General features: G+C 31.4%; 19 protein-coding genes, 1 tRNA gene and 1 other RNA gene. 15 read left to right on the top strand and 6 right to left on the bottom strand.

The window, feature by feature from the left end; translation table 11 throughout:
* Window positions 1-158 precede the first annotated feature (158 nt).
* Window positions 159-1,559: an alanine/glycine:cation symporter family protein gene (locus HMPREF0391_RS03230; RefSeq protein ID WP_002835436.1), complete on the top strand. Its 1,401-nt coding sequence runs from the start codon at window positions 159-161 to the stop codon at window positions 1,557-1,559.
* Between the two features lie 202 nt (window positions 1,560-1,761).
* Window positions 1,762-2,217 carry an IS200/IS605 family transposase gene (tnpA, locus tag HMPREF0391_RS03225; protein WP_002835435.1) on the top strand — a complete coding sequence of 152 codons (456 nt, stop codon included), beginning with the start codon at window positions 1,762-1,764 and terminating at the stop codon, window positions 2,215-2,217.
* 340 nt (window positions 2,218-2,557) lie between these two features.
* Here tnpA and ffs read toward each other — a convergent pair.
* The 3 genes from ffs to HMPREF0391_RS03215 form a co-directional block, all read right to left on the bottom strand.
* An RNA gene (ffs, locus tag HMPREF0391_RS09310) (signal recognition particle sRNA large type) lies at window positions 2,558-2,821 on the bottom strand.
* A tRNA-Ser gene (locus HMPREF0391_RS03220) sits at window positions 2,821-2,911 on the bottom strand. Before HMPREF0391_RS03220 ends, ffs begins: the two co-directional genes overlap by 1 nt.
* Before the next feature lie 169 nt (window positions 2,912-3,080).
* The gene (locus tag HMPREF0391_RS03215) at window positions 3,081-3,335 is read right to left on the bottom strand and encodes a GlsB/YeaQ/YmgE family stress response membrane protein (protein ID WP_002835434.1); all 255 of its coding nucleotides are present in this window, start codon (window positions 3,333-3,335) and stop codon (window positions 3,081-3,083) included.
* A gap of 189 nt (window positions 3,336-3,524) precedes the next feature.
* Here HMPREF0391_RS03215 and HMPREF0391_RS03210 point away from each other — a divergent pair, with 189 nt between their 5' ends.
* The 4 genes from HMPREF0391_RS03210 (at window position 3,525) to HMPREF0391_RS03195 (ending at window position 8,586) form a co-directional block, all read left to right on the top strand.
* Window positions 3,525-4,424 carry an ethanolamine ammonia-lyase reactivating factor EutA gene (locus HMPREF0391_RS03210; protein ID WP_002835433.1) on the top strand — a complete coding sequence of 300 codons (900 nt, stop codon included), beginning with the start codon at window positions 3,525-3,527 and terminating at the stop codon, window positions 4,422-4,424.
* A 1-nt stretch (window position 4,425) separates the two neighbouring features.
* The gene (locus tag HMPREF0391_RS03205; protein ID WP_002835432.1) at window positions 4,426-6,615 is read left to right on the top strand and encodes an RNA degradosome polyphosphate kinase; all 2,190 of its coding nucleotides are present in this window, start codon (window positions 4,426-4,428) and stop codon (window positions 6,613-6,615) included.
* Window positions 6,616-6,662: 47 nt separating this feature from the next.
* Window positions 6,663-7,445: an Mrp/NBP35 family ATP-binding protein gene (locus HMPREF0391_RS03200; RefSeq protein ID WP_002835430.1), complete on the top strand. Its 783-nt coding sequence runs from the start codon at window positions 6,663-6,665 to the stop codon at window positions 7,443-7,445.
* A 157-nt stretch (window positions 7,446-7,602) separates the two neighbouring features.
* Entirely contained in the window at window positions 7,603-8,586 is a 984-nt protein-coding gene (locus HMPREF0391_RS03195) for a helix-turn-helix domain-containing protein (RefSeq protein ID WP_002835429.1), read from the top strand.
* Between the two features lie 59 nt (window positions 8,587-8,645).
* Here HMPREF0391_RS03195 and ftsH read toward each other — a convergent pair whose 3' ends face one another.
* The gene (gene ftsH / locus HMPREF0391_RS03190) at window positions 8,646-10,532 is read right to left on the bottom strand and encodes an ATP-dependent zinc metalloprotease FtsH (protein ID WP_002835428.1); all 1,887 of its coding nucleotides are present in this window, start codon (window positions 10,530-10,532) and stop codon (window positions 8,646-8,648) included.
* A gap of 9 nt (window positions 10,533-10,541) precedes the next feature.
* The gene (locus HMPREF0391_RS03185) at window positions 10,542-10,979 is read right to left on the bottom strand and encodes a MarR family winged helix-turn-helix transcriptional regulator (RefSeq protein ID WP_035109253.1); all 438 of its coding nucleotides are present in this window, start codon (window positions 10,977-10,979) and stop codon (window positions 10,542-10,544) included.
* 124 nt (window positions 10,980-11,103) lie between these two features.
* Between HMPREF0391_RS03185 and HMPREF0391_RS03180 the strand changes: the two genes are divergently transcribed.
* The 9 genes from HMPREF0391_RS03180 (at window position 11,104) to HMPREF0391_RS03140 (ending at window position 17,772) form a co-directional block, all read left to right on the top strand.
* On the top strand, window positions 11,104-11,778 hold the full coding sequence (locus HMPREF0391_RS03180) for a hypothetical protein (protein ID WP_002835426.1): 675 nt from the start codon (window positions 11,104-11,106) through the stop codon (window positions 11,776-11,778).
* Window positions 11,778-13,316, top strand: a complete 1,539-nt coding sequence (locus HMPREF0391_RS03175) for a chloride channel protein (protein WP_002835425.1) — start codon at window positions 11,778-11,780, stop codon at window positions 13,314-13,316. The genes HMPREF0391_RS03180 and HMPREF0391_RS03175 overlap by 1 nt, the downstream gene beginning before the upstream one ends.
* A complete protein-coding gene (locus HMPREF0391_RS03170) occupies window positions 13,309-14,271 on the top strand; it encodes a hypothetical protein (protein ID WP_002835424.1) in 963 nt (320 codons plus the stop codon). Before HMPREF0391_RS03175 ends, HMPREF0391_RS03170 begins: the two co-directional genes overlap by 8 nt.
* Window positions 14,272-14,273: 2 nt before the next feature.
* Window positions 14,274-14,855 (top strand): sulfurtransferase-like selenium metabolism protein YedF, encoded by a 582-nt coding sequence (yedF, locus tag HMPREF0391_RS03165; RefSeq protein ID WP_002835423.1) that lies wholly within the window; start codon window positions 14,274-14,276, stop codon window positions 14,853-14,855.
* On the top strand, window positions 14,855-15,109 hold the full coding sequence (locus tag HMPREF0391_RS03160; protein WP_002835422.1) for a DUF3343 domain-containing protein: 255 nt from the start codon (window positions 14,855-14,857) through the stop codon (window positions 15,107-15,109). The genes yedF and HMPREF0391_RS03160 overlap by 1 nt, the downstream gene beginning before the upstream one ends.
* 3 nt (window positions 15,110-15,112) lie before the next feature.
* Window positions 15,113-15,952 carry a mechanosensitive ion channel family protein gene (locus HMPREF0391_RS03155; protein ID WP_002835421.1) on the top strand — a complete coding sequence of 280 codons (840 nt, stop codon included), beginning with the start codon at window positions 15,113-15,115 and terminating at the stop codon, window positions 15,950-15,952.
* On the top strand, window positions 15,942-16,169 hold the full coding sequence (locus HMPREF0391_RS03150) for a DUF951 domain-containing protein (protein ID WP_373276985.1): 228 nt from the start codon (window positions 15,942-15,944) through the stop codon (window positions 16,167-16,169). The genes HMPREF0391_RS03155 and HMPREF0391_RS03150 overlap by 11 nt, the downstream gene beginning before the upstream one ends.
* A gap of 17 nt (window positions 16,170-16,186) precedes the next feature.
* Entirely contained in the window at window positions 16,187-17,176 is a 990-nt protein-coding gene (locus tag HMPREF0391_RS03145; RefSeq protein ID WP_002835419.1) for a bifunctional glycosyltransferase family 2/GtrA family protein, read from the top strand.
* Window positions 17,177-17,298: 122 nt separating this feature from the next.
* Window positions 17,299-17,772: a hypothetical protein gene (locus HMPREF0391_RS03140; RefSeq protein ID WP_002835418.1), complete on the top strand. Its 474-nt coding sequence runs from the start codon at window positions 17,299-17,301 to the stop codon at window positions 17,770-17,772.
* A gap of 72 nt (window positions 17,773-17,844) precedes the next feature.
* Here the strand turns inward: HMPREF0391_RS03140 and HMPREF0391_RS03135 are convergent, their stop codons facing one another.
* The gene (locus tag HMPREF0391_RS03135) at window positions 17,845-18,348 is read right to left on the bottom strand and encodes a GNAT family N-acetyltransferase (protein ID WP_002835417.1); all 504 of its coding nucleotides are present in this window, start codon (window positions 18,346-18,348) and stop codon (window positions 17,845-17,847) included.
* Between the last annotated feature and the right edge of the window lie 95 nt (window positions 18,349-18,443).

Below are 18,443 nucleotides of genomic sequence, written 5' to 3'. Positions count from 1 at the left end.
AGTTACTTAGTCAAGCATACGCATTAATTTATTTATTAATCCAGGATATAAGAGGTTAAATGCTTGACAAAGGCAAATTTGAGAGAAGATTTGTTGTATCATAGTATAATCACAATAAAGGTTTTCAAGTATCTCAAAAAATTTAAGGAGGAAATTTTATGGATCAAAAAGCATTAAACGATACCATAGTGGCCATCAACAGTTTTCTAAGTAACAACATTTTATTGATTGCACTTTTAGGTTGCGGTATATTCTACACAATCTATTCAAAAGGCGTGCAATTTAGAAAATTAGGCGCAGCATTTAAACAAACTTTTGGGGGAGTTTTCTCAAAAGAAAAGAAATCTGAAGATGAAGGAGTATCTTCTTTCCAAGCATTAGCAGTAGCAATTGCAGCGCAAGTAGGTACTGGAAACGTTGCAGGGGTTGCAACAGCAATCATGGCAGGTGGTCCAGGAGCAATTTTCTGGATGTGGCTTGCAGCAATATTAGGTATGGCAACAATCTATGCCGAAGCAACTTTAGCACAAAAATTTAGAGAAAAAGACGACGAAGGTAACTACGTCGGAGGTCCTGCTTACTACATTAAAAATGGTATTGGACCAACTCATCCTGGATTAGCAAAAGTAATGTCAGTAGCATTTGCAATTTTAATAGTAATTGCATTAGGATTCGTAGGAAACATAGTTCAATCAAACTCAATCGCAACAAGTGTTGTAGCAGCAGTTGAAGGAGCAGGTGGACACCTTAATCCGATAATTGTTGGTATAGTAGTTGCAGTATTAGCTGGTGGAGTATTCATTGGTGGTATTAAGAGAATTGCAAACTTTGCACAATTAGTTGTTCCAATCATGGCATTGATTTATATAGTTGCAGCAATAGTAATGATGGTTAAATTCCATGATCAAATTGGACCAGCATTTAAACTTATATTCCAAGCAGCATTCAATCCTGAAGCAGCTCTTGGTGGTGCAATGGGTATCACAATTAAAGCAGCAGCGGCTAAAGGTGTTGGTAGAGGATTATTCTCTAATGAAGCTGGTATGGGTTCTACACCACATGCTCATGCTACAGCTCACGTAGCTCACCCTGTATTACAAGGTTATACAGCTATGGTTGGTGTATTCATCGATACAATTGTTATTTGTACAGTAACTGCATTAATGATTTTAGTAACAGGTGCTTGGACAGATAAAGGCTTGAACGGAGCTCTAGTTACTCAAGAAGCTTTCACAAGAGCATTCGGTACAAAAGGAACAGTTCTACTTGCAGTAGCATTAGGATTCTTCGCATTTACAACAATAGTTGGTTGGTACTACTTTGGTGAAACAAACATCAGATTCTTATTCGGTCATAAAGGTTTGTGGCCTTACAGAATTTTAGTATTGTTATGTATCATTGCAGGTTCTTTACAAGAAGTAGATTTAGTATGGAACACAGCAGACTTAACAAACTCATTAATGGTTATACCAAACATTATCGCTATCATCATGCTTCATAAACACGTTAAGAATATGAGCTTACATTATGAAACAAATGGTAAAGAAGGTTCATTATAAAATAAGTCAAGATTTATTTATAAGAGATAAAAAACATCACGAAAGTGGTGTTTTTTATTTGATGACTTTAGTCAGTTGAGTTCGCTTGCGAACGAAACAATAAACTACCCGCTATGCGGGTAGGCGTTCTTAGGTTATACCAAAAAAATCACCAAGTATTATAATAGAGTTGTTCAGACCTAAAATAATAAGAGGTGATTTTATGGCAAATAAAACTAATTCATTGTCTCACACAAAATGGATGTGCAAGTATCACATAGTCTTCACTCCAAAGTATAGACGAAAAGTGATATTTTATCAATATAGAGAAAGTCTCATAGAAATATTCAAATTACTTTGTAAATACAAAGGAGTAGAAATAATAGAAGGGCATATGATGCCAGATCATGTACACATGTTAGTAAGCATTCCATCCAAAATATCAGTATCAAGTTTTATGGGATATTTAAAAGGGAAAAGTGCTCTAATGATGTTTGACAGACATGCGAATTTAAAATACAAATTTGGCAATCGTCATTTTTGGGCAGAAGGATATTATGTGAGCACAGTGGGATTGAATGAAAAGACAATAGCAAAATATATAAGAGAACAAGAGCAACATGATATAGCACTTGATAAATTGAGTGTAAAAGAATATACAGATCCGTTTATGAAATAGAAATTAAAAATCCCTTTCAGAGATAGGCTAAAGTGGCAAAAACAGTTAGGTTTGAACGGAGTGAAAACCAGCGCCTTGAGACGCTGGTTGGTATCACTCGGGCTTATAGCCCTTGAACAAACCACCCGTTTTACGGGTGGTCATGATTTACTAAAATTAGATTGGATGATACATGTAGCTTGTTTGTGTAGAACGATAACAAGTTGATAGGGGGATAAGAGAAAATAAATGAGAATTTAAAAAGTAAGTATTCAAAATTTGAAAACTAAACAAGAAAATTAAAATTGAATTGCAATTAAAAATTGAAAAAAAATATACCAGATAAATCTGGTAAATATGTAAGCACACCCGAGTCTGTTAGAAAAAGCGGAGGCGATTCCTAATAGTTAGCTCAAAATAGGCACCCTCACATCACACAGAAATGACTGCTTATGGCTGCTACCTTCCGATCCTGACCAGGTTCACAGGTTCCTGTTGCGTGAGACCCACTTCTCAACACCACTTTTTAAGCTCATACCAACACTTTTAATCCCTCGCTCGGGAATTCGATCCTGCTGTAGCGATTGCAGGTAACAGGGCATCGCTAATTCCCCATCTAGTGCATGGCGGAGAGTAAGGGATTTGAACCCTTGAAACACGTTAATGTTTACATGATTTCCAATCATGCTCCTTCGGCCAACTCGGACAACTCTCCAGATATCGTATTGTTAAATTATAATATGATAATTAACATTTGTCAAATTTTTACAAAGTTAACAATATTAAAAATTTTCCAAATGGCAGTAGAATTTCTTGTAAAAAATTCTTGTTAATTCAAACAAAAAAGTAGTATGCCAAAACTGACATACTACATAAAATTCGATTTATTTTTTCTTTTTAATTGCATTAATAATAGATAATAGGATTACTGAACCTAAAATTGCAACTAGAATGCTGTAAAGGTTGAATCCGTTTACTCCGCTTTTTCCGATAATGCTCATTACCCAGCCACCAATTGTAGCTCCGACAATACCGCAAAGAATGTTAGCACCTGCTCCCATATTTGCATCATTACCAGTTATTTTAGATCCTATCCATCCTGCTAATGCTCCTACTATAATCCATGATAAAATTCCCATATATTAAACCTCCTTGTTGGTCATAATCTCTTACAGTGTTATTTATACCCTCGTTTTTGCAATTCTAAACATAGATTGTAAAAATTATTTAATAATTTGTAAAATAAACGTAAATAAATTGATAATTTATTGTAAAACACTTAGAAAAACTGATGAGATATAGTAAAATTAAATAAAGAGGTGTTATTAATGATTTATGCAGTAATAGATATAGGTTCAAATACTATAAGATTGTCAGTATATAAGGTGATTAAAGATTCTGTCAAAAATCTTTTTAATGAAAAGTCTACGGCATCGTTGGCTTCATTCATTGAAAAAGGAGTTATGAATGAACACGGTATTCAAAAACTAATCAATACTTTGAAAGAATTCAAAAATTTAATATCAAATTTCGAAGATATTTCAAAAACTTTTGCAATTGCTACGGCGTCGATTAGAAATTCTTCTAACAGACGCGAAATTATTGAGAGGGTAAGAACAGAAGTTGGAATGGATATTGAGTTAATAAGTGGAGAAGAGGAAGCGAAGTTGTCTTTTTTAGGAGCTGGTATTGATTCAAAAAGTGGAATTCTTACTGATATAGGGGGAGGAAGTAGTGAAATCGTAGTTTTCGAACAAGGAAAAGTCGTTAGAACTTCAAGTTTAAACATAGGTTCACTTGTAGCATTTGATAATTTTTCTAAAAATTTGTTCATGACAAATGATGAGAAGAAACTATTAGAAGATGATATCAAATTAATGCTTGCTTCTAATAATCTCAATAGAGTTGAACACGATATAGTTTGTGCGGTGGGAGGAACTGCCCGTGCTTGTCTCAAATTATACAATGAAATTTATGACAAAGAGTCTGGTAATGTGATCATTACAATGGATGGACTTAAAAATATGATTAATACACTCATGAATATGCCTGATAGAGAAAAAATGAAACTTATTTTAAAAGTAAAGGCGGATAGGGTTCACACATTAATTCCAGGAATGATTATTTTGTATAGAATTTCAAAATATTTTTATGCCGATCTTATCAGAATCAGCATGACTGGAGTTAGAGAAGGTTTTGTTTATCATAAAATTTTAGGAAGGGGATAAAATGTACGATATTTCGTTTACGCAAAATAGAGAACTATCGTGGTTGAAGTTTAACGAAAGAGTTCTTGAAGAAGCATCAGAAAAGAACGTGGAATTATTTGAAAGATTGAAGTTTTTTTCTATTTTTGATACTAACTTTGAAGAGTTTTTCATGGTGAGAGTAGGTAGTCTTACTGATATCAATGATATGAAGAAGAAAGTTATAGACAATAAATCATTGATGAATGCACAAGAGCAATTAGATTGTATCATGGATGAATCTAAAAGGTTGTATGAGAAAAAAGATTCTGTTTATGAGGATTTAAAACAAGATTTACAAAAAGAAAATGTAAATATTTGTAAAGTAGCTGATTTAGAAGATAAAGAAAAAAGGCTTGTGTATTATTACTTCAACTCTACGATTGCTCCTATTCTTAGCTTTCAAATAGTAGACAGGGTTCATCCATTCCCTCAAATTCCTAATTTGGCAATTGTAGTTTTGTTTCAACTCACTTCTCAATCTAAGAACAAAAAACAATTTATGGGATTGATTCAAGTTCCAGATAAAATTAAAAGATATGTAAAATTATCAGACACTAGAGTTGTACTTATTGAAGATGTAATCAGAGAATTTGGTCAAGAAATATTTGATAATTACGAATGTGAGGCAAAATATATTATTTCTGTGACTAGAAATGCAGACATCGAATACGATGACGAAGATTTGGAAATTGATGATGATTACAGATCATATATGAAAAAGATGATAAAGCTTAGAAAAAGATTGAGACCTGTAAGACTTGAAATTAACGAATTTCCAAATGACGAAACTAAAGAGTTCTTATTGAAGAATTTAAATTTGACAGAACATCGTATGTTTGTGACAAAAAGTCCAATGAGATGTGGGTTTTTGTTTGATTTGGTATACGATATGCCAAAGGATGTAATTCAAAAATATACTTATGAAGAATTTTCTCCACAAGATTCTTCAATGATATCAAAAGAAAAATCGGTTATAGAGCAAGTATACGATAAAGATTTGTTCCTTTCGTTTCCTTATGAATCCATTGATCCATTTATAAGACTTTTGAACGAGGCTGCTGAAGATGAGTCTGTAGTTTCGATTAAGATTACAATTTACAGATTGGCAAAGAATTCTGAAATCACTAAAGCTCTTATAAAAGCAGCTGAAAACGGCAAAGAAGTTGTGGTTCTTATGGAATTGAGAGCGAGATTTGACGAAGAAAATAATATTTTATGGTCATCTAGATTAGAAAATGCTGGTTGTAGAATTATTTACGGATTTGACCATTATAAGTGTCATTCTAAGGTTTGTTTGATTACTAAAATTAAAGATGAAAAGATTTCTTACATCACACAAATTGGTACAGGAAATTATAATGAAAAAACAGCAAAACTCTACACGGATTTTTCTTATATGACAACTAGACATGAAATTGGTGAAGATGCAAAGGCGCTTTTCGATAATTTTTTGTTAGGAAATTTGAATGGTGAGTACAAACATTTGATGGTAAGCCCTCATTCTATGCAGGTTGGACTTGATAAATTAATCGATGAACAAATTGAAAAAGCTAAGTTTTCAGATGATGGCTATATAAGACTAAAAATGAATTCAATTTCGGACAGAAAATTAATAGATAAACTTTCCAAGGCTTCTTGCAAAGGAGTAAAGATTGATTTGATGGTGAGAGGAATTTGTTGTTTGGTGCCAGGAATAAAAGATAAAACTGAAAATATCAATGTTTACCAAGTGGTAGGAAGATTTTTGGAACATCATAGAATTTATCAATTTGGTAAGGCTGAAAATTGCAAAGTATATATTTCTTCAGCAGACTTCATGACTAGAAATATCAGAAAAAGAGTGGAAGTTGCAGTTCCAATTTACGATGATTTTATTAAGCACAGAATATTGAATTTTATGGATATAATGTTTGATGATGATACTAAAATCAGAAAATTAAATCCGGACAAATCATACTCAAGAGTTGAAAATACTGAGAATAAGAATGCACAAGAAGCATTGATAAAAATTGCAAAAGAAAATGATGTAAAACAACAACCGGAAGTTAACGATGATAACAGAGTTATTAACTCAAAATCCAACGAAACTATAAATCAAGATAATAATGATAGTAAAAGAATGAATTTGTTCGATAAAATTAAGAATTTCTTCAAAAACTTGACACATTAATAAATTATGTGAGAATATTTAGGTATAATTTTTAATGGGGTGAAATTATGACAGAAAGAAAAGTTCCTAATTTTTTGATCGAATCAAATACAGGAAGTAATATAAAAAACATCGTTGGAATAGTCAGTGGTAAAGGTGGAGTAGGAAAAAGCCTTGTCACTTGTTTATTGGCAAACGAAATGGCAAAAAAAGGATATAAAGTTGGTATCATGGATGGTGATATTACAGGACCATCTATTCCAAAATATTTTGGTTTAACTGAAAAAGCGACAGCAGATGCTGAAGGGCACATCAACCCAGTTACGACATCTAATGGAATTAAAGTTATATCAATGAATTTGATGCTTCCAAAAGATGATGATGCAGTAATTTGGAGAGGACCTGTAATTGCTGGTGTTGTTAAACAATTTTATCAAGATGTAAATTGGGGAGATTTAGATTATTTGTTTGTGGATATGCCACCAGGAACTGGTGATGTTCCATTGACAGTATTTCAATCTATTCCAATTAAGGGAATTGTTGTAGCGATGTCTCCATCAGGACTTGTTGAAATAATTGTCAAAAAAGCATTGCACATGGCGAAAATGATGGGCAAAAAAGTCATAGGATTAGTTGAAAATATGAGCTACTTGGAATGCCCTGATTGTGGAAAACACATCGAAGTTTTCGGAACAAGCACTGTGGATAAAATTGCCGAAGAAGAAAATATCGATACAGTTTGCAAACTTCCAATTAATCCAGAAATTTCGAAATTAACTGAAACTGGAAAGATAAGTGAAGTTGAAACAAATTATTTGGAAAATATTACAGAAAAAATAGAAACTTTATAAAACTTATAAAACTAGCTCGTTTGGGGCTAGTTTTTTTCATAAATGGCGGAAATATCATAAATGCAACCGATAGTTGCGTAATTTCAAATCAAAGTTTGTAGTAATCAACTGCAAGATTTTATAAAATTAAATTAACAAAAATTCAAGGAGGTTTGAAATGATATTAAGTGACAAGATAATTCTTCTTAGAAAAAAGAATAATCTAACTCAAGAAGAATTGGCAGAAAAATTAGGAGTGAGCAGACAATCTGTATCGAAATGGGAAATGGGAAACTCAATTCCGGATATCAATAAGATTATTCAATTGAGTGATGTTTTTGGAGTAAAAACAGACTACTTATTAAAGGATGAGATTGATGATATTGAATATTCGGATGATACTGTCGAAGAGTTGGAGACTAAGAAGACAATTAGTGTAGAAGATGCTAATGATTTTATGAGTGCATACGAAGAATATTCAAATGACGTTGCTGATAGCATAAGCTTATTCATAATGTCTCCTATAGCAGTTTTGATATCTCAAATCATAGCCTTGACAACTAATGTTAAGAGTGAAGATTCCTTCGTAATAGTAGGGACTGTTGTATTATTTCTTATAATTGCTTTTGGTGTATATAAATTGATCGTGAAGGCGAATTTAATTGAAAAATATGATTTTATTTCAAAAGAATCATTTATCTTATCATACGGCGTAAAAGGAATAGTTGAAAAGAAAAAGGAAGAAAGAGAACAAAAAGATAATAAAGCAATTGCTAGTGCGATAATAATGTATATATTATGTGTGATTCCTATAATACTTGTATCTATATCAGAGAGTGAAGTATTACAATTATCAGCTATAATATTGTTGTTAATTATTGTATCAGCAGCTACTAATATTTTAATCAAAAAGCTTTCTGTGATATCAAGTTATAACATGTTACTTCAAGTAGAAGATTACACTATGAAAAATAAAAAATTGAGAGAGAAGATGAGCGGATATATTACAGCCTTCTGGTTAATAATAACAGCAATATATCTTGCAGTTAGTTTGTATACAAACAGATGGGAAATCACTTGGGTGATTTTTGCAGCAGGAGCGGTTTTGTTTGCGGCATTTTATTTCATCTTAAAATCTCATTTCAACAATAAAATGAAATAATAAATAAAAAAACATTCTCTAATATTGAGTAAAACTCAAAATAGAGAATGTTTTTGTTTTTATAAATCGCTAACTGTAGTATCGTCTACTTCTTCTTTTTTCACTGTGTTTTCATCTATTTCAGATTTCTTTTCATCTTCAAGGTTAAGAATTTCCATGAATTCTTCTCCGGTGATAGTTTCTTTTTCTAGTAAGAATTTTGAAATTTCGTGAAGTTTATCGATGTTTTCAGTTAAAATATTTCTAGCTTTTTCGTGAGCAGCTTTTATTATAGATTCTACTTTATTATCTATTTGCCCTGCTTTCTGATCGCTTGCAGCTAAAGTATTGCCACCGCCAAGATATTTTGAGTTTGTAGTTTCCAAACTCATCATGTCGAATTCGTCAGTCATACCGTACTGAGTAACCATCGCACGAGCGATTTTTGTAGCTTTTTCTATATCATTTGAAGCTCCAGTAGTTCTTGTGTTAAACACAACTTCTTCTGCACTTCTTCCTCCTGTTAATGTAACTATCATGTTAAATAGTTCTTCTTTGTTCATGAGGAATTTTTCTTCTTGATCTACTTGCATTGTGTAGCCCAACGCACCGCTTGTTCTAGGAATAATTGTAATCTTAGTAACTGGAGCGGAATGTGATTGCATTGCAGCAACTAATGCGTGTCCAACTTCGTGATAAGCTATAAGTTCTTTTTCTTTTGGAGTTATAACTGTGCCTTTTCTTTGTTGACCAGCTATTACAACTTCAACAGATTCTATCAAATCTTCTTGTGTTACGATATTTCTTCCCATTCTAACAGCTCTTAGTGCAGCTTCATTGACTATATTTGCCAATTGAGCACCACTTGTACCTGCTGTCATCAAAGCAACAGCTTTGTAATCCAAATCTTTTTCGATTTTGATTTTACGCGCGTGAACTTTAAGAATATCGATACGTCCTTGTAAATCTGGAAGTTCAACAGGAATTTGTCTGTCAAATCTACCAGGTCTAGTAAGTGCTGGGTCTAAAATTTCAGGTCTATTAGTAGCAGCTAGTATAACAACTCCTGAATTTCCACTGAAACCGTCCATTTCATTTAATAATTGGTTAAGAGTTTGCTCTCTTTCGTCGTTACCAGAAATTCCAGCAGTATCACGTCTCTTACCGATAGCATCGATTTCGTCGATGAATACGATACAAGGAGCTTTTTCTGCTGCTTGTTTGAACAAATCACGAACTTTACTAGCTCCTAATCCGACAAACATTTCAACGAATTCGGAACCACTCATTGAAAAGAATGGAACTTTTGCTTCACCAGCAACTGCTTGTGCAAGTAAAGTCTTACCAGTTCCAGGAGGTCCCACTAATAAAACACCCTTTGGCAACACTGCACCAATTTCGTTGTATCTTTTTGGATCGTGCAAGAAGTCAACAACTTCCAACAAAGCATCCTTGGCTTCCTCTTGACCAGCAACATCTGTAAATTTCTTGCCAGTTTGACTTTCGACGTAAATTTTTGCGTTGCTCTTACCAAATTGTAATGCATTGCCTCCCATTTTTTTAGTAGCTTGGCTCATTGCTAATTGCAAGAAACCAAATATTATTATAAATGGCAAGACAAATTGCAAGAAAATCGATAAAAGTGGTGCATATTTACTAGGAATGTCGCTTGAAAATTGGACTTTGCTTTCCAATAAACGATCAACTAATTTTTCGTCTCTAATCAATCCTGCTTTGTAAATGACGTTGTTTTTATCTTTTGATTTGAAATTGATATGAGTTTCTAATATTTTTACCTCTTTAACTTCTCCTTTATCGAGCATTTCGATAAATTTATTGTAAGGTACTTCTTCTTCTTTTGTTTTTGAAAAAGTAGGGAAAAGCAAGCCGGCAACCACAGCATAAAGAACTATAGCTATAAGATAATAAATTATTATCTTCTTCTTATTTTGCTTGTTTTCTTTCATATTGTGCCACTACATTAATTCAACATTTAATTTTTCGTTTAATAAATTCAAACTTTTGATAATACTATTGTATTCTTCGTTAGTTAATTTAATTTGTTTTTTGTATTTTTCAGAAATTTCTTCAACGATATTGTTGATGATTTTCTTACCTTTTTCTGTCAAGCGAACAGTAACAATTCTTTCATCTTTTTCAGATCTTTTTCTTGAAACATATCCTTCTTTTTCTAATGCTTTACACAAGTTAGAGATGTTTCCACCAGCCATACCAACTAAAACTCCGATATCACCGATAGTCAAATCATCATTTTTGCCTAATTCAAATAAAGTTTTAACTTTCATAATAGTTAATCCGTATTTATCTGAAATTGGTGCCAATAAAGCGTCTGTTTTACGATAAGTTTCTCTCAACAATTGAGACAATTCTGTGTTAATTAAATTGTAATCCATATTTTCCTCCATTTAATTTTTAAAATATTATGTGTTTTGATATAATAAAATACACATAAGTGGTTATCCACTAATTACAGTATATATGTTAATTATATAGAAATTATGGAGATAAATGTAAAATATGGAAAATTTTAATAAAAAAGACTATAAAAAATTGTGGGTGAATTTTGAGTCTAGTACACAAGCTATGGATTTACTCGTAATTTTATATAATATAGAAATTTTTGAAATATCTTTAATTACAATAGAATCTGATGTAAATAATAACGTTCTAGATTTGATGGATAATTTGGATTGGGATGTAGAAGTTGTATTTTTGAAAGATTTTATGAGTGAAAATGATGTCGTATTATCAAGATTTTTAGGTGATTTTAAAAATATTGATTTGCTTAATTTCTCTAACATGAAATATTTGTCAGAATTTTTTACGGAAAACACTGAGACTCTTGAATCATTAGATGATATTTTTATGTACGACAAATACGTCAAATCAAATGACAGCGATTTGAGTGTATTAAATGGTAAAAGTGTGTTTATGATTACGAATGACACGTTTAACAAAAATGATTATACTGATATTTTGAATGAAATGTTTGATGAATCATCAGAAAAACTAATTGAAGATTTGTTCTTGTTGTACGCATACTCCAAAAAAGATCATTTTATTTATGCACAAACAAATTTAAAAATTGATGAAGAAAATAATTTGATTGAAGGAGAGGGAATTGAAACGTACATTTCAGTTACATATAATATCGATAGATTTAGAGAATTTTTAGAAAGCGTGATTATTTAATGAAAACAAAGTTTAAAATAGGCTCTTCTATGTCACTTTTCTTAGCAAGTTTATCCATCGGAGTATTTTCAGGTGGACTGGCTGTATTTTACAGATATTTGTTAAGTAAATTAGAAGTGGTTAGAAATTCCATTTATTCTAACAACAGCTTTCCAAGAGCTATTTTAATTATCGCAGTATCATTTGTCCTAGGAATTGTGGTTAGCAAATTACTTAAATGGGCTCCACTTTCTGGTGGTAGTGGTATTCCTCAAGTTCAAGGAGAACTTATCGGAGCTTTTAATCAAAATAGTTTTAGAGTTACTGTTTCCAAAATTGTAGGAGGAGCAATTGCCTCATTAGTGGGACTTTCTTTGGGAAGAGAAGGCCCTTCAATTCAATTGGGAGCTAGTAGTGCTAAGTGGTTATCAGAAAAATTTGGAAAAAGCAAAACGGATGAGAAATTGTATTTAACTGCAGGAGCTGCGGCAGGTCTTTCAGCTGCTTTTTCAGCCCCAATTTCAGGTCTTGTTTTCATATTGGAAGAACTTCATAAATCTTTTTCAAAAAAAGTAGTTGCAATAAGTTTTGCAGCAGCGGTGGTTGCTGATGTCATAGCTGTTGGAATATTCAAAATCAAACCAGTGTTTTCTTTTGGAATGACTCATGTACTGCCAACAAAATATTATTTGTTGATTTTTCCAATGATTATACTTTGCTGTGCCGTTGGGAAATTATTTAATTATTCAATCACGTTTTTCCAAGATGTATTTGCGAAGATTAAGCTTGAACAAGATTTGAAAATAGCGATATTTTTTGCGTTTGTATCTGTAGTTGGATTATTCTACAAAGATATTTTAGGTGGAGGCCATTCATTTATAGAAAATATGGCAGCAGATAATTACCATTCATTTTTGCTTTTAATAATACTTTTGTTATTCAAAATGTTTATGACATCAACATCTTATGCAACAGGAACTCAAGGTGGTATTTTCTTGCCGGTTTTGGTTCTAGGTGGAATTACAGGATTATTTTATTTTAATTTAATGAGTGCTTTCGGCGTTGTGCAAGATGTTTATTTGTCAAATTTTGTTGTGCTTTCTATGGTTTGCGTTCTAACAGCTGTTGTTAGAAGTCCTCTTTTGAGTGTTGTGTTGGTACTGGAATTAAATGGAAATATGACACATCTATTGGGGTTGGCATTTTGTTCAATCATGGCATATTTTATATGCAAGGCTTTAAATTTCGAACCAATTTACGATATTTTATTAAAGAGAATGTTGAACAAAAGAGTTGTTGGAAAAGGTGTTAATGATAAATTCACAATGTTTGATATAAAACTTGGATATGAAAATTGTGTTTCCAATAAGAAAATCAAAGATATTGATTTTCCAAAAGACGCATTGATTGCAGAAGTGGATTCAAATGGAGAAAAATACGTTCCAAATGGAGATAGCGTATTAAAAACAGGAGATATTGTCACTGTTTTAGTAAAAGATGAACAACTTTATGATACTAGAATGAAAGTTCTTGAAGTTTTTGGAGAAAATAATGGATAAAATAAAAGAAAACTTGAACTATATATTACTTGCAGTAGTCGCTATTCTTGTATGTATCTTGGCAGTGATGATGTTTTCTAAGAAAAATGTATACAATATTAACACTGGAAATAGCACCGTATTGAAGAAGAATTACGTAGTAACTCACTATGATAACAAGATTTTCATGTACCAAAATGAAAACTTAATTCTAAAACAAGATTACGACGACAAAAAGCCTTATTATTTTGATGGCAAATTTCTTTATTTGATTGATAAAAAGGATTTGTTGCAATATAATACAAAAGGAAAGATGAATTCAAAGCTATCTTTTAAATCTGATATTTCCTATATTTTTGCAAACAAAGACCATATTATTGTCGATACACAAAATGAATTTTCAATTGTTAATAATATGAAAATTTTGGAAAGCTTTGATATGAAAGACGAAGTATCTAGTTTGATAGCATCGGACAAATCAAATTATGCTTTTAGCACGATAGGAAAGCGTGACGGAAGAATTTTTTCAAAGATTTACATGTACGATGAAAAGGGACTTTTCTACAAAAATATTTTCATCGATAAGCCGATTTTTAGAATGAAATACGTTGAGGGCAAATTAATCGTAGTATTTGATGGGTACATCAAAGTTTTTGACAAAGCAAAAATTACAAAATCGAAATCATTCGACGGTACAAAAGATGTTGGGGTTTCAGATAAAAATGTATATGTAATTACAAAAAATGGGGAACTTTTAATTTACGATAAGGATTTGAAATTGGTTAGCCAATCTAAAATAGATGATTCACTTAAAATATATTCAAATGACAAAAACTGCATATTATATAACCAAAATGGGTATTTTATGTTTGAGGATTCCAAACTAGTGGAATATAAAGCATCGGATCTTAAATCAATTACAGGAGAAGATGATTTTTATTTAGTATTTAATAACAGAATAGAAAGGATTAGGTAATTATGGAAATTGTAGATGCAAGAGGACAAGTTTGTCCAAGACCAATTATTATGACAAAAAATGTATTTGATGAATTAGAAGAAGGTACTGTTAAGACACAAGTTGACGACATGTACTGCGTTGAAAATTTACAAAAATACGCAAATGGTCAAGGTTTCGAATTCAGTTATGTAGAAACTGATTATGGCTTCGAAACTACTATTGTAAAAGAAAAAGGAGCAGAAAAGAAGGTTGAAGAAACTAACGGTAATTTAGTTTTAGCATTCTCAAGCGATAAAATGGGTGATGGAGATGAAAAATTAGGCAAATCACTTATTAAATCATACATTTATTCTGTAGCAGAAGCTGACGAAGTACCAAGTACACTTTTATTCTTCAACTACGGAATACATTTGACAACTGAAGGATCAGAAGTTATCGACGATTTAAAGAAAATCGAAGAAAAGGGTGCAAAGATTATGACTTGTGGCGCTTGCTTGGACTTCTACGATAGAAAAGAAAAACTTTTGATAGGCGAAGTTACTAACATGTATGTAATTTACGATACTTTATCAAAATCTGACAGAAATGTAATTATTAGATAATGGAAAAGATATTACTAACTTTTACATCAGTTAATTTTACAATGATGACAGAAAGTAAACTTGTGAGTATGGGATATGATATTAAAACTATCCCTACTCCAAGGGAAATTTCTGAAAGTTGTGGATTAGCTATTATGTTGGATCCAGATAAAAAAGATGAGATGATTGCATTGAAAAAAGAGCTTCCAATCGCTAAGATATGGTCGTATCTTAAAGTAGATGGAGTAATTTTTGTAAATGAGGTAAAAGAATAATTCATGTTATTTAATATTGAAAAGTTCAACCAAATATTTTATAATTCTGCTGGTCAACTAAATTTGTTGGCCAAGATTTTATTATCCCTGCTAATTATCGTGCTTACGCAAATCGTCGTAAGCATTTTAACTAAAAGCTTCGATAAATTATTAATGAAAAAGGGAAAATCTGTTGAAGGCAGACAAATCACAGTTACTAAATTGTTGAACAATACCATCAAATATATAATTTATTTTTTCTGTGTAGTCCATGTACTAGATTTGTTTGGAGTAAAAACAGATAAGATATTGGCTACTGCAGGTATTGGTGGGGTTGCTATTGGTTTTGGGGCACAATTTATAATAAGAGATGTAATCAGTGGACTTGCGTTGATTCTTGAAAATCAATTCAAAGTCACAGACCATGTGATTATAAATGGAATTGAAGGTAACGTTCAAGAATTGGGACTTAGAGTTACAAAAATAAGAGGATTTGACGGAGCTATTCATATGATAAGTAATGGTCAAATCAACACGGTGACTAATTTATCCAAAGAAAACCAAAGAATTGAAGTTAAAATGGAAGTTCCAATCAAATACAGTTTGGGTCAATATACTGAAATCATAGATGAAATTTCTAATGAATTGGTAGATGAGTATTCAGATATTGTAAAAAAACCAGAGCTAATAGGCGTTACAAAAATGGATAAAAACTCCATGACTATTACGATTTGGGGTAGTTGTAAACCAGAATCTCAATACTTGTATCAAAGAGAAATTATCAAAAAATTCATAGAAAAAGCCAAATCAAAATCAATGGATTTGAATTGTTATTTTGTAGCAGGTGATGAAGATGAAATATAAAGTAAATGATATTGTAACACTAAAAAAAGGTCACCCATGTGGTGAAAACAAATGGGAGATTTTAAGAACTGGAGCAGATATTAAATTAAAATGCTTGGGTTGCGATAAAATAGTGTGGCTTACAAGGTTAGAATTTAACAAAAGAATCAGGAAAATTCAAGATAAAAACGGCAAATTTGTATCCATAGTTCATTACGAACCAGAAGATGACGAATAAAAAACGATAGGAGAATTATGAATTACGTTGTAATACCAGCGTACAAACCAGATGAAAAACTCACAAAATTGGTGGAAAATTTAAACAACAACCACATCAATATAATTGTGGTTAAAGACGGTCCGTGCGAATATGATTTTTCAAAACTTAATAATATAGTTCTTCTTGAGCATCAAACTAATATGGGAAAAGGAGCTGCACTTAAAACTGCATTCAAATATTTGAAAGCACAACAAGCGTCAGGGACTGTGGTTACAAGCGATGCAGATGGACAACACTTGGTCAAGGATATTTTGAAATTGATAGAATATTCTGAACAAAATCAGGATAAATTAATACTTGGAGTGAGAGATTTGAAAAGAGGAATCCCTCTTAAATCTCTGCTTGGTAATACTATAACTAGAATGGTATTTTATTCTAGTTCATCGAAATACATCAAGGACACGCAAACGGGACTCAGAGCTTTTAATACGTCTAATCTTGATAAAATGATAAGAATCGAAGGAGAAAGATACGAATACGAAATGAATATGCTTTACGAATTCGATTCTGAAAGCATAATGCAAGTTCCTATCGAAACTATTTATATAGAAAATAATGAAACAAGTCATTTTAATGCACTAAAAGATTCAGTCAAAATCTACAAAAGCATACTGAAATTTTCTGCGTCAAGTTATTTGAGTTTTTTGGTGGATTATTTTACTTTTTTATTGTTAGTTTACAAATTAAACGTACAAAGTTTGGTGCTGTCCAATATAATAGCAAGGGCAGTGTCAAGCACGTTTAACTTTTATGTGAATAACAAATACGTATTCAAAAATAAAGATAAAATCCTAAAAAAATACATCAAATACGTGACATTAGTAGTGTTCATACTAGCTTTGAATACTATTGTGTTGAAAATTTTGTCAAGTTTAGGAATTAAAGTTTTTGTGGCAAAAATCATAACTGAAGCTTTGATGTTCATAGTAAGCTACAACATTCAAAAAAGAATAATATTCAAATAGCACTTTTAATAGAAAAAATTATAGAGTTTTTAATAGAAGTGCTTTTTTAGTGCAAATCTTTAAAATTTTGTAGATTTTTGTGCATTAGGTTTGTTGTATAATAATTTTGAAAGGAGATTATTATGAAAAAAATTGGATATTTGTTATTTGCGATTATCATTTCATTATTAATGGTAAGTTGTGCGCAAAGTGACAAATCAAGAGTGTCTGATGAACTTAACTTAAAATTAGTTAAAGCAAATCAAATCATGGAATACGATGATCATGGAGCAATGGGAGATGGGACAAGATTTATAACATTTGAATTTGACAGCAACGATACATTGAATCAGATAAAATCGGATAGTAACTGGAAGAAATTTCCATTGGATAAAACAACGAAAACTTTAATGTATGGAGATGAAAAAACATCATCTTATGTGACGGATCATAATTCCAGATCGCTTTTTCCAGAAATTTCTGAAGGTTATTATAAGTTAATCGACAGACAAGAAGATAAGAATCAAAATATTTTAAAACGTTCATCTTTGAATTTTACACTTGCAGTTTATGATACAAAAACTAATACTTTGTTTTTTGCAGAAATTGATACTTAAAATTGAAAATCTAATAAAAAATAGCAAACCAACGGTGGACATTCCTCACGTAAATGGTTTGCTATTTTTATTTTATTTCAATGGTTTTTCGAATGCTATTCTCTCGTCTGTTTTTCTTATATAAACTATCCCACATTTTTGAAATCCGTTTTTCTCAATAAATCTTAGCATGGATTTGTTGTCTTTGTGTGTGTCCACTCTTATGGAGTCGTAGTTTAATTCTTTTAATTTATTTTCAAAGAAATCCAACAGATTTTTGGCTACATTTTGTGATTTGTAATCTGGGTTTACTGCTATTCTGTGAATTACTCCGTATTTTCCATCGATTAGCCATTTTCCATCTATGTTTTTATAATCCTCATCCCCATCCAAGACTAACACAGCCATTCCTACAACTTTTCCATCTATTTCTGCTACGTATAATCTGTTTTCTTTCAAATCAGTTAAAAAAACATCTTCATTAGGATAATTTTCACTCCATTGATTTATTTTATTTTCTTTCATATATGATTTGGCGTTTTCAACAATTTCCATTATTTGTGCTATATCATTTTCGTTTGCAATTCTTTTTATCATTTTTCACCTCATTTTATATAAAATTTTAACATATTTCAAAAAGTATTTTAATATTAAAAAAATTTCGATATTTTTGTGTTAATTTTTATTGTAAA

It is taken from the genome of Finegoldia magna ATCC 53516 (assembly GCF_000159695.1).
Taxonomy (GTDB): Bacteria; Bacillota; Clostridia; order Tissierellales; family Peptoniphilaceae; genus Finegoldia; species Finegoldia magna_F.
This window is presented reverse-complemented; position numbering and strand designations above follow the sequence as displayed.

Bases quoted from the DNA above. Each gene is read 5' to 3' on its own strand.
- HMPREF0391_RS03180 (WP_002835426.1), top strand. From the start codon at position 11,104: ATGGAAAATTTTAATAAAAAAGACTATAAAAAATTGTGGGTGAATTTT.
- ftsH (WP_002835428.1), bottom strand. From the start codon at position 10,532: ATGAAAGAAAACAAGCAAAATAAGAAGAAGATAATAATTTATTATCTT.
- HMPREF0391_RS03155 (WP_002835421.1), top strand. From the start codon at position 15,113: ATGTTATTTAATATTGAAAAGTTCAACCAAATATTTTATAATTCTGCT.
- HMPREF0391_RS03195 (WP_002835429.1), top strand. From the start codon at position 7,603: ATGATATTAAGTGACAAGATAATTCTTCTTAGAAAAAAGAATAATCTA.
- HMPREF0391_RS03230 (WP_002835436.1), top strand. From the start codon at position 159: ATGGATCAAAAAGCATTAAACGATACCATAGTGGCCATCAACAGTTTT.
- HMPREF0391_RS03175 (WP_002835425.1), top strand. From the start codon at position 11,778: ATGAAAACAAAGTTTAAAATAGGCTCTTCTATGTCACTTTTCTTAGCA.
- HMPREF0391_RS03170 (WP_002835424.1), top strand. From the start codon at position 13,309: ATGGATAAAATAAAAGAAAACTTGAACTATATATTACTTGCAGTAGTC.
- HMPREF0391_RS03210 (WP_002835433.1), top strand. From the start codon at position 3,525: ATGATTTATGCAGTAATAGATATAGGTTCAAATACTATAAGATTGTCA.
- HMPREF0391_RS03185 (WP_035109253.1), bottom strand. From the start codon at position 10,979: ATGGATTACAATTTAATTAACACAGAATTGTCTCAATTGTTGAGAGAA.
- HMPREF0391_RS03160 (WP_002835422.1), top strand. From the start codon at position 14,855: ATGGAAAAGATATTACTAACTTTTACATCAGTTAATTTTACAATGATG.
- tnpA (WP_002835435.1), top strand. From the start codon at position 1,762: ATGGCAAATAAAACTAATTCATTGTCTCACACAAAATGGATGTGCAAG.
- HMPREF0391_RS03205 (WP_002835432.1), top strand. From the start codon at position 4,426: ATGTACGATATTTCGTTTACGCAAAATAGAGAACTATCGTGGTTGAAG.
- HMPREF0391_RS03200 (WP_002835430.1), top strand. From the start codon at position 6,663: ATGACAGAAAGAAAAGTTCCTAATTTTTTGATCGAATCAAATACAGGA.
- HMPREF0391_RS03135 (WP_002835417.1), bottom strand. From the start codon at position 18,348: ATGATAAAAAGAATTGCAAACGAAAATGATATAGCACAAATAATGGAA.
- yedF (WP_002835423.1), top strand. From the start codon at position 14,274: ATGGAAATTGTAGATGCAAGAGGACAAGTTTGTCCAAGACCAATTATT.
- HMPREF0391_RS03215 (WP_002835434.1), bottom strand. From the start codon at position 3,335: ATGGGAATTTTATCATGGATTATAGTAGGAGCATTAGCAGGATGGATA.
- HMPREF0391_RS03150 (WP_373276985.1), top strand. From the start codon at position 15,942: ATGAAATATAAAGTAAATGATATTGTAACACTAAAAAAAGGTCACCCA.
- HMPREF0391_RS03140 (WP_002835418.1), top strand. From the start codon at position 17,299: ATGAAAAAAATTGGATATTTGTTATTTGCGATTATCATTTCATTATTA.
- HMPREF0391_RS03145 (WP_002835419.1), top strand. From the start codon at position 16,187: ATGAATTACGTTGTAATACCAGCGTACAAACCAGATGAAAAACTCACA.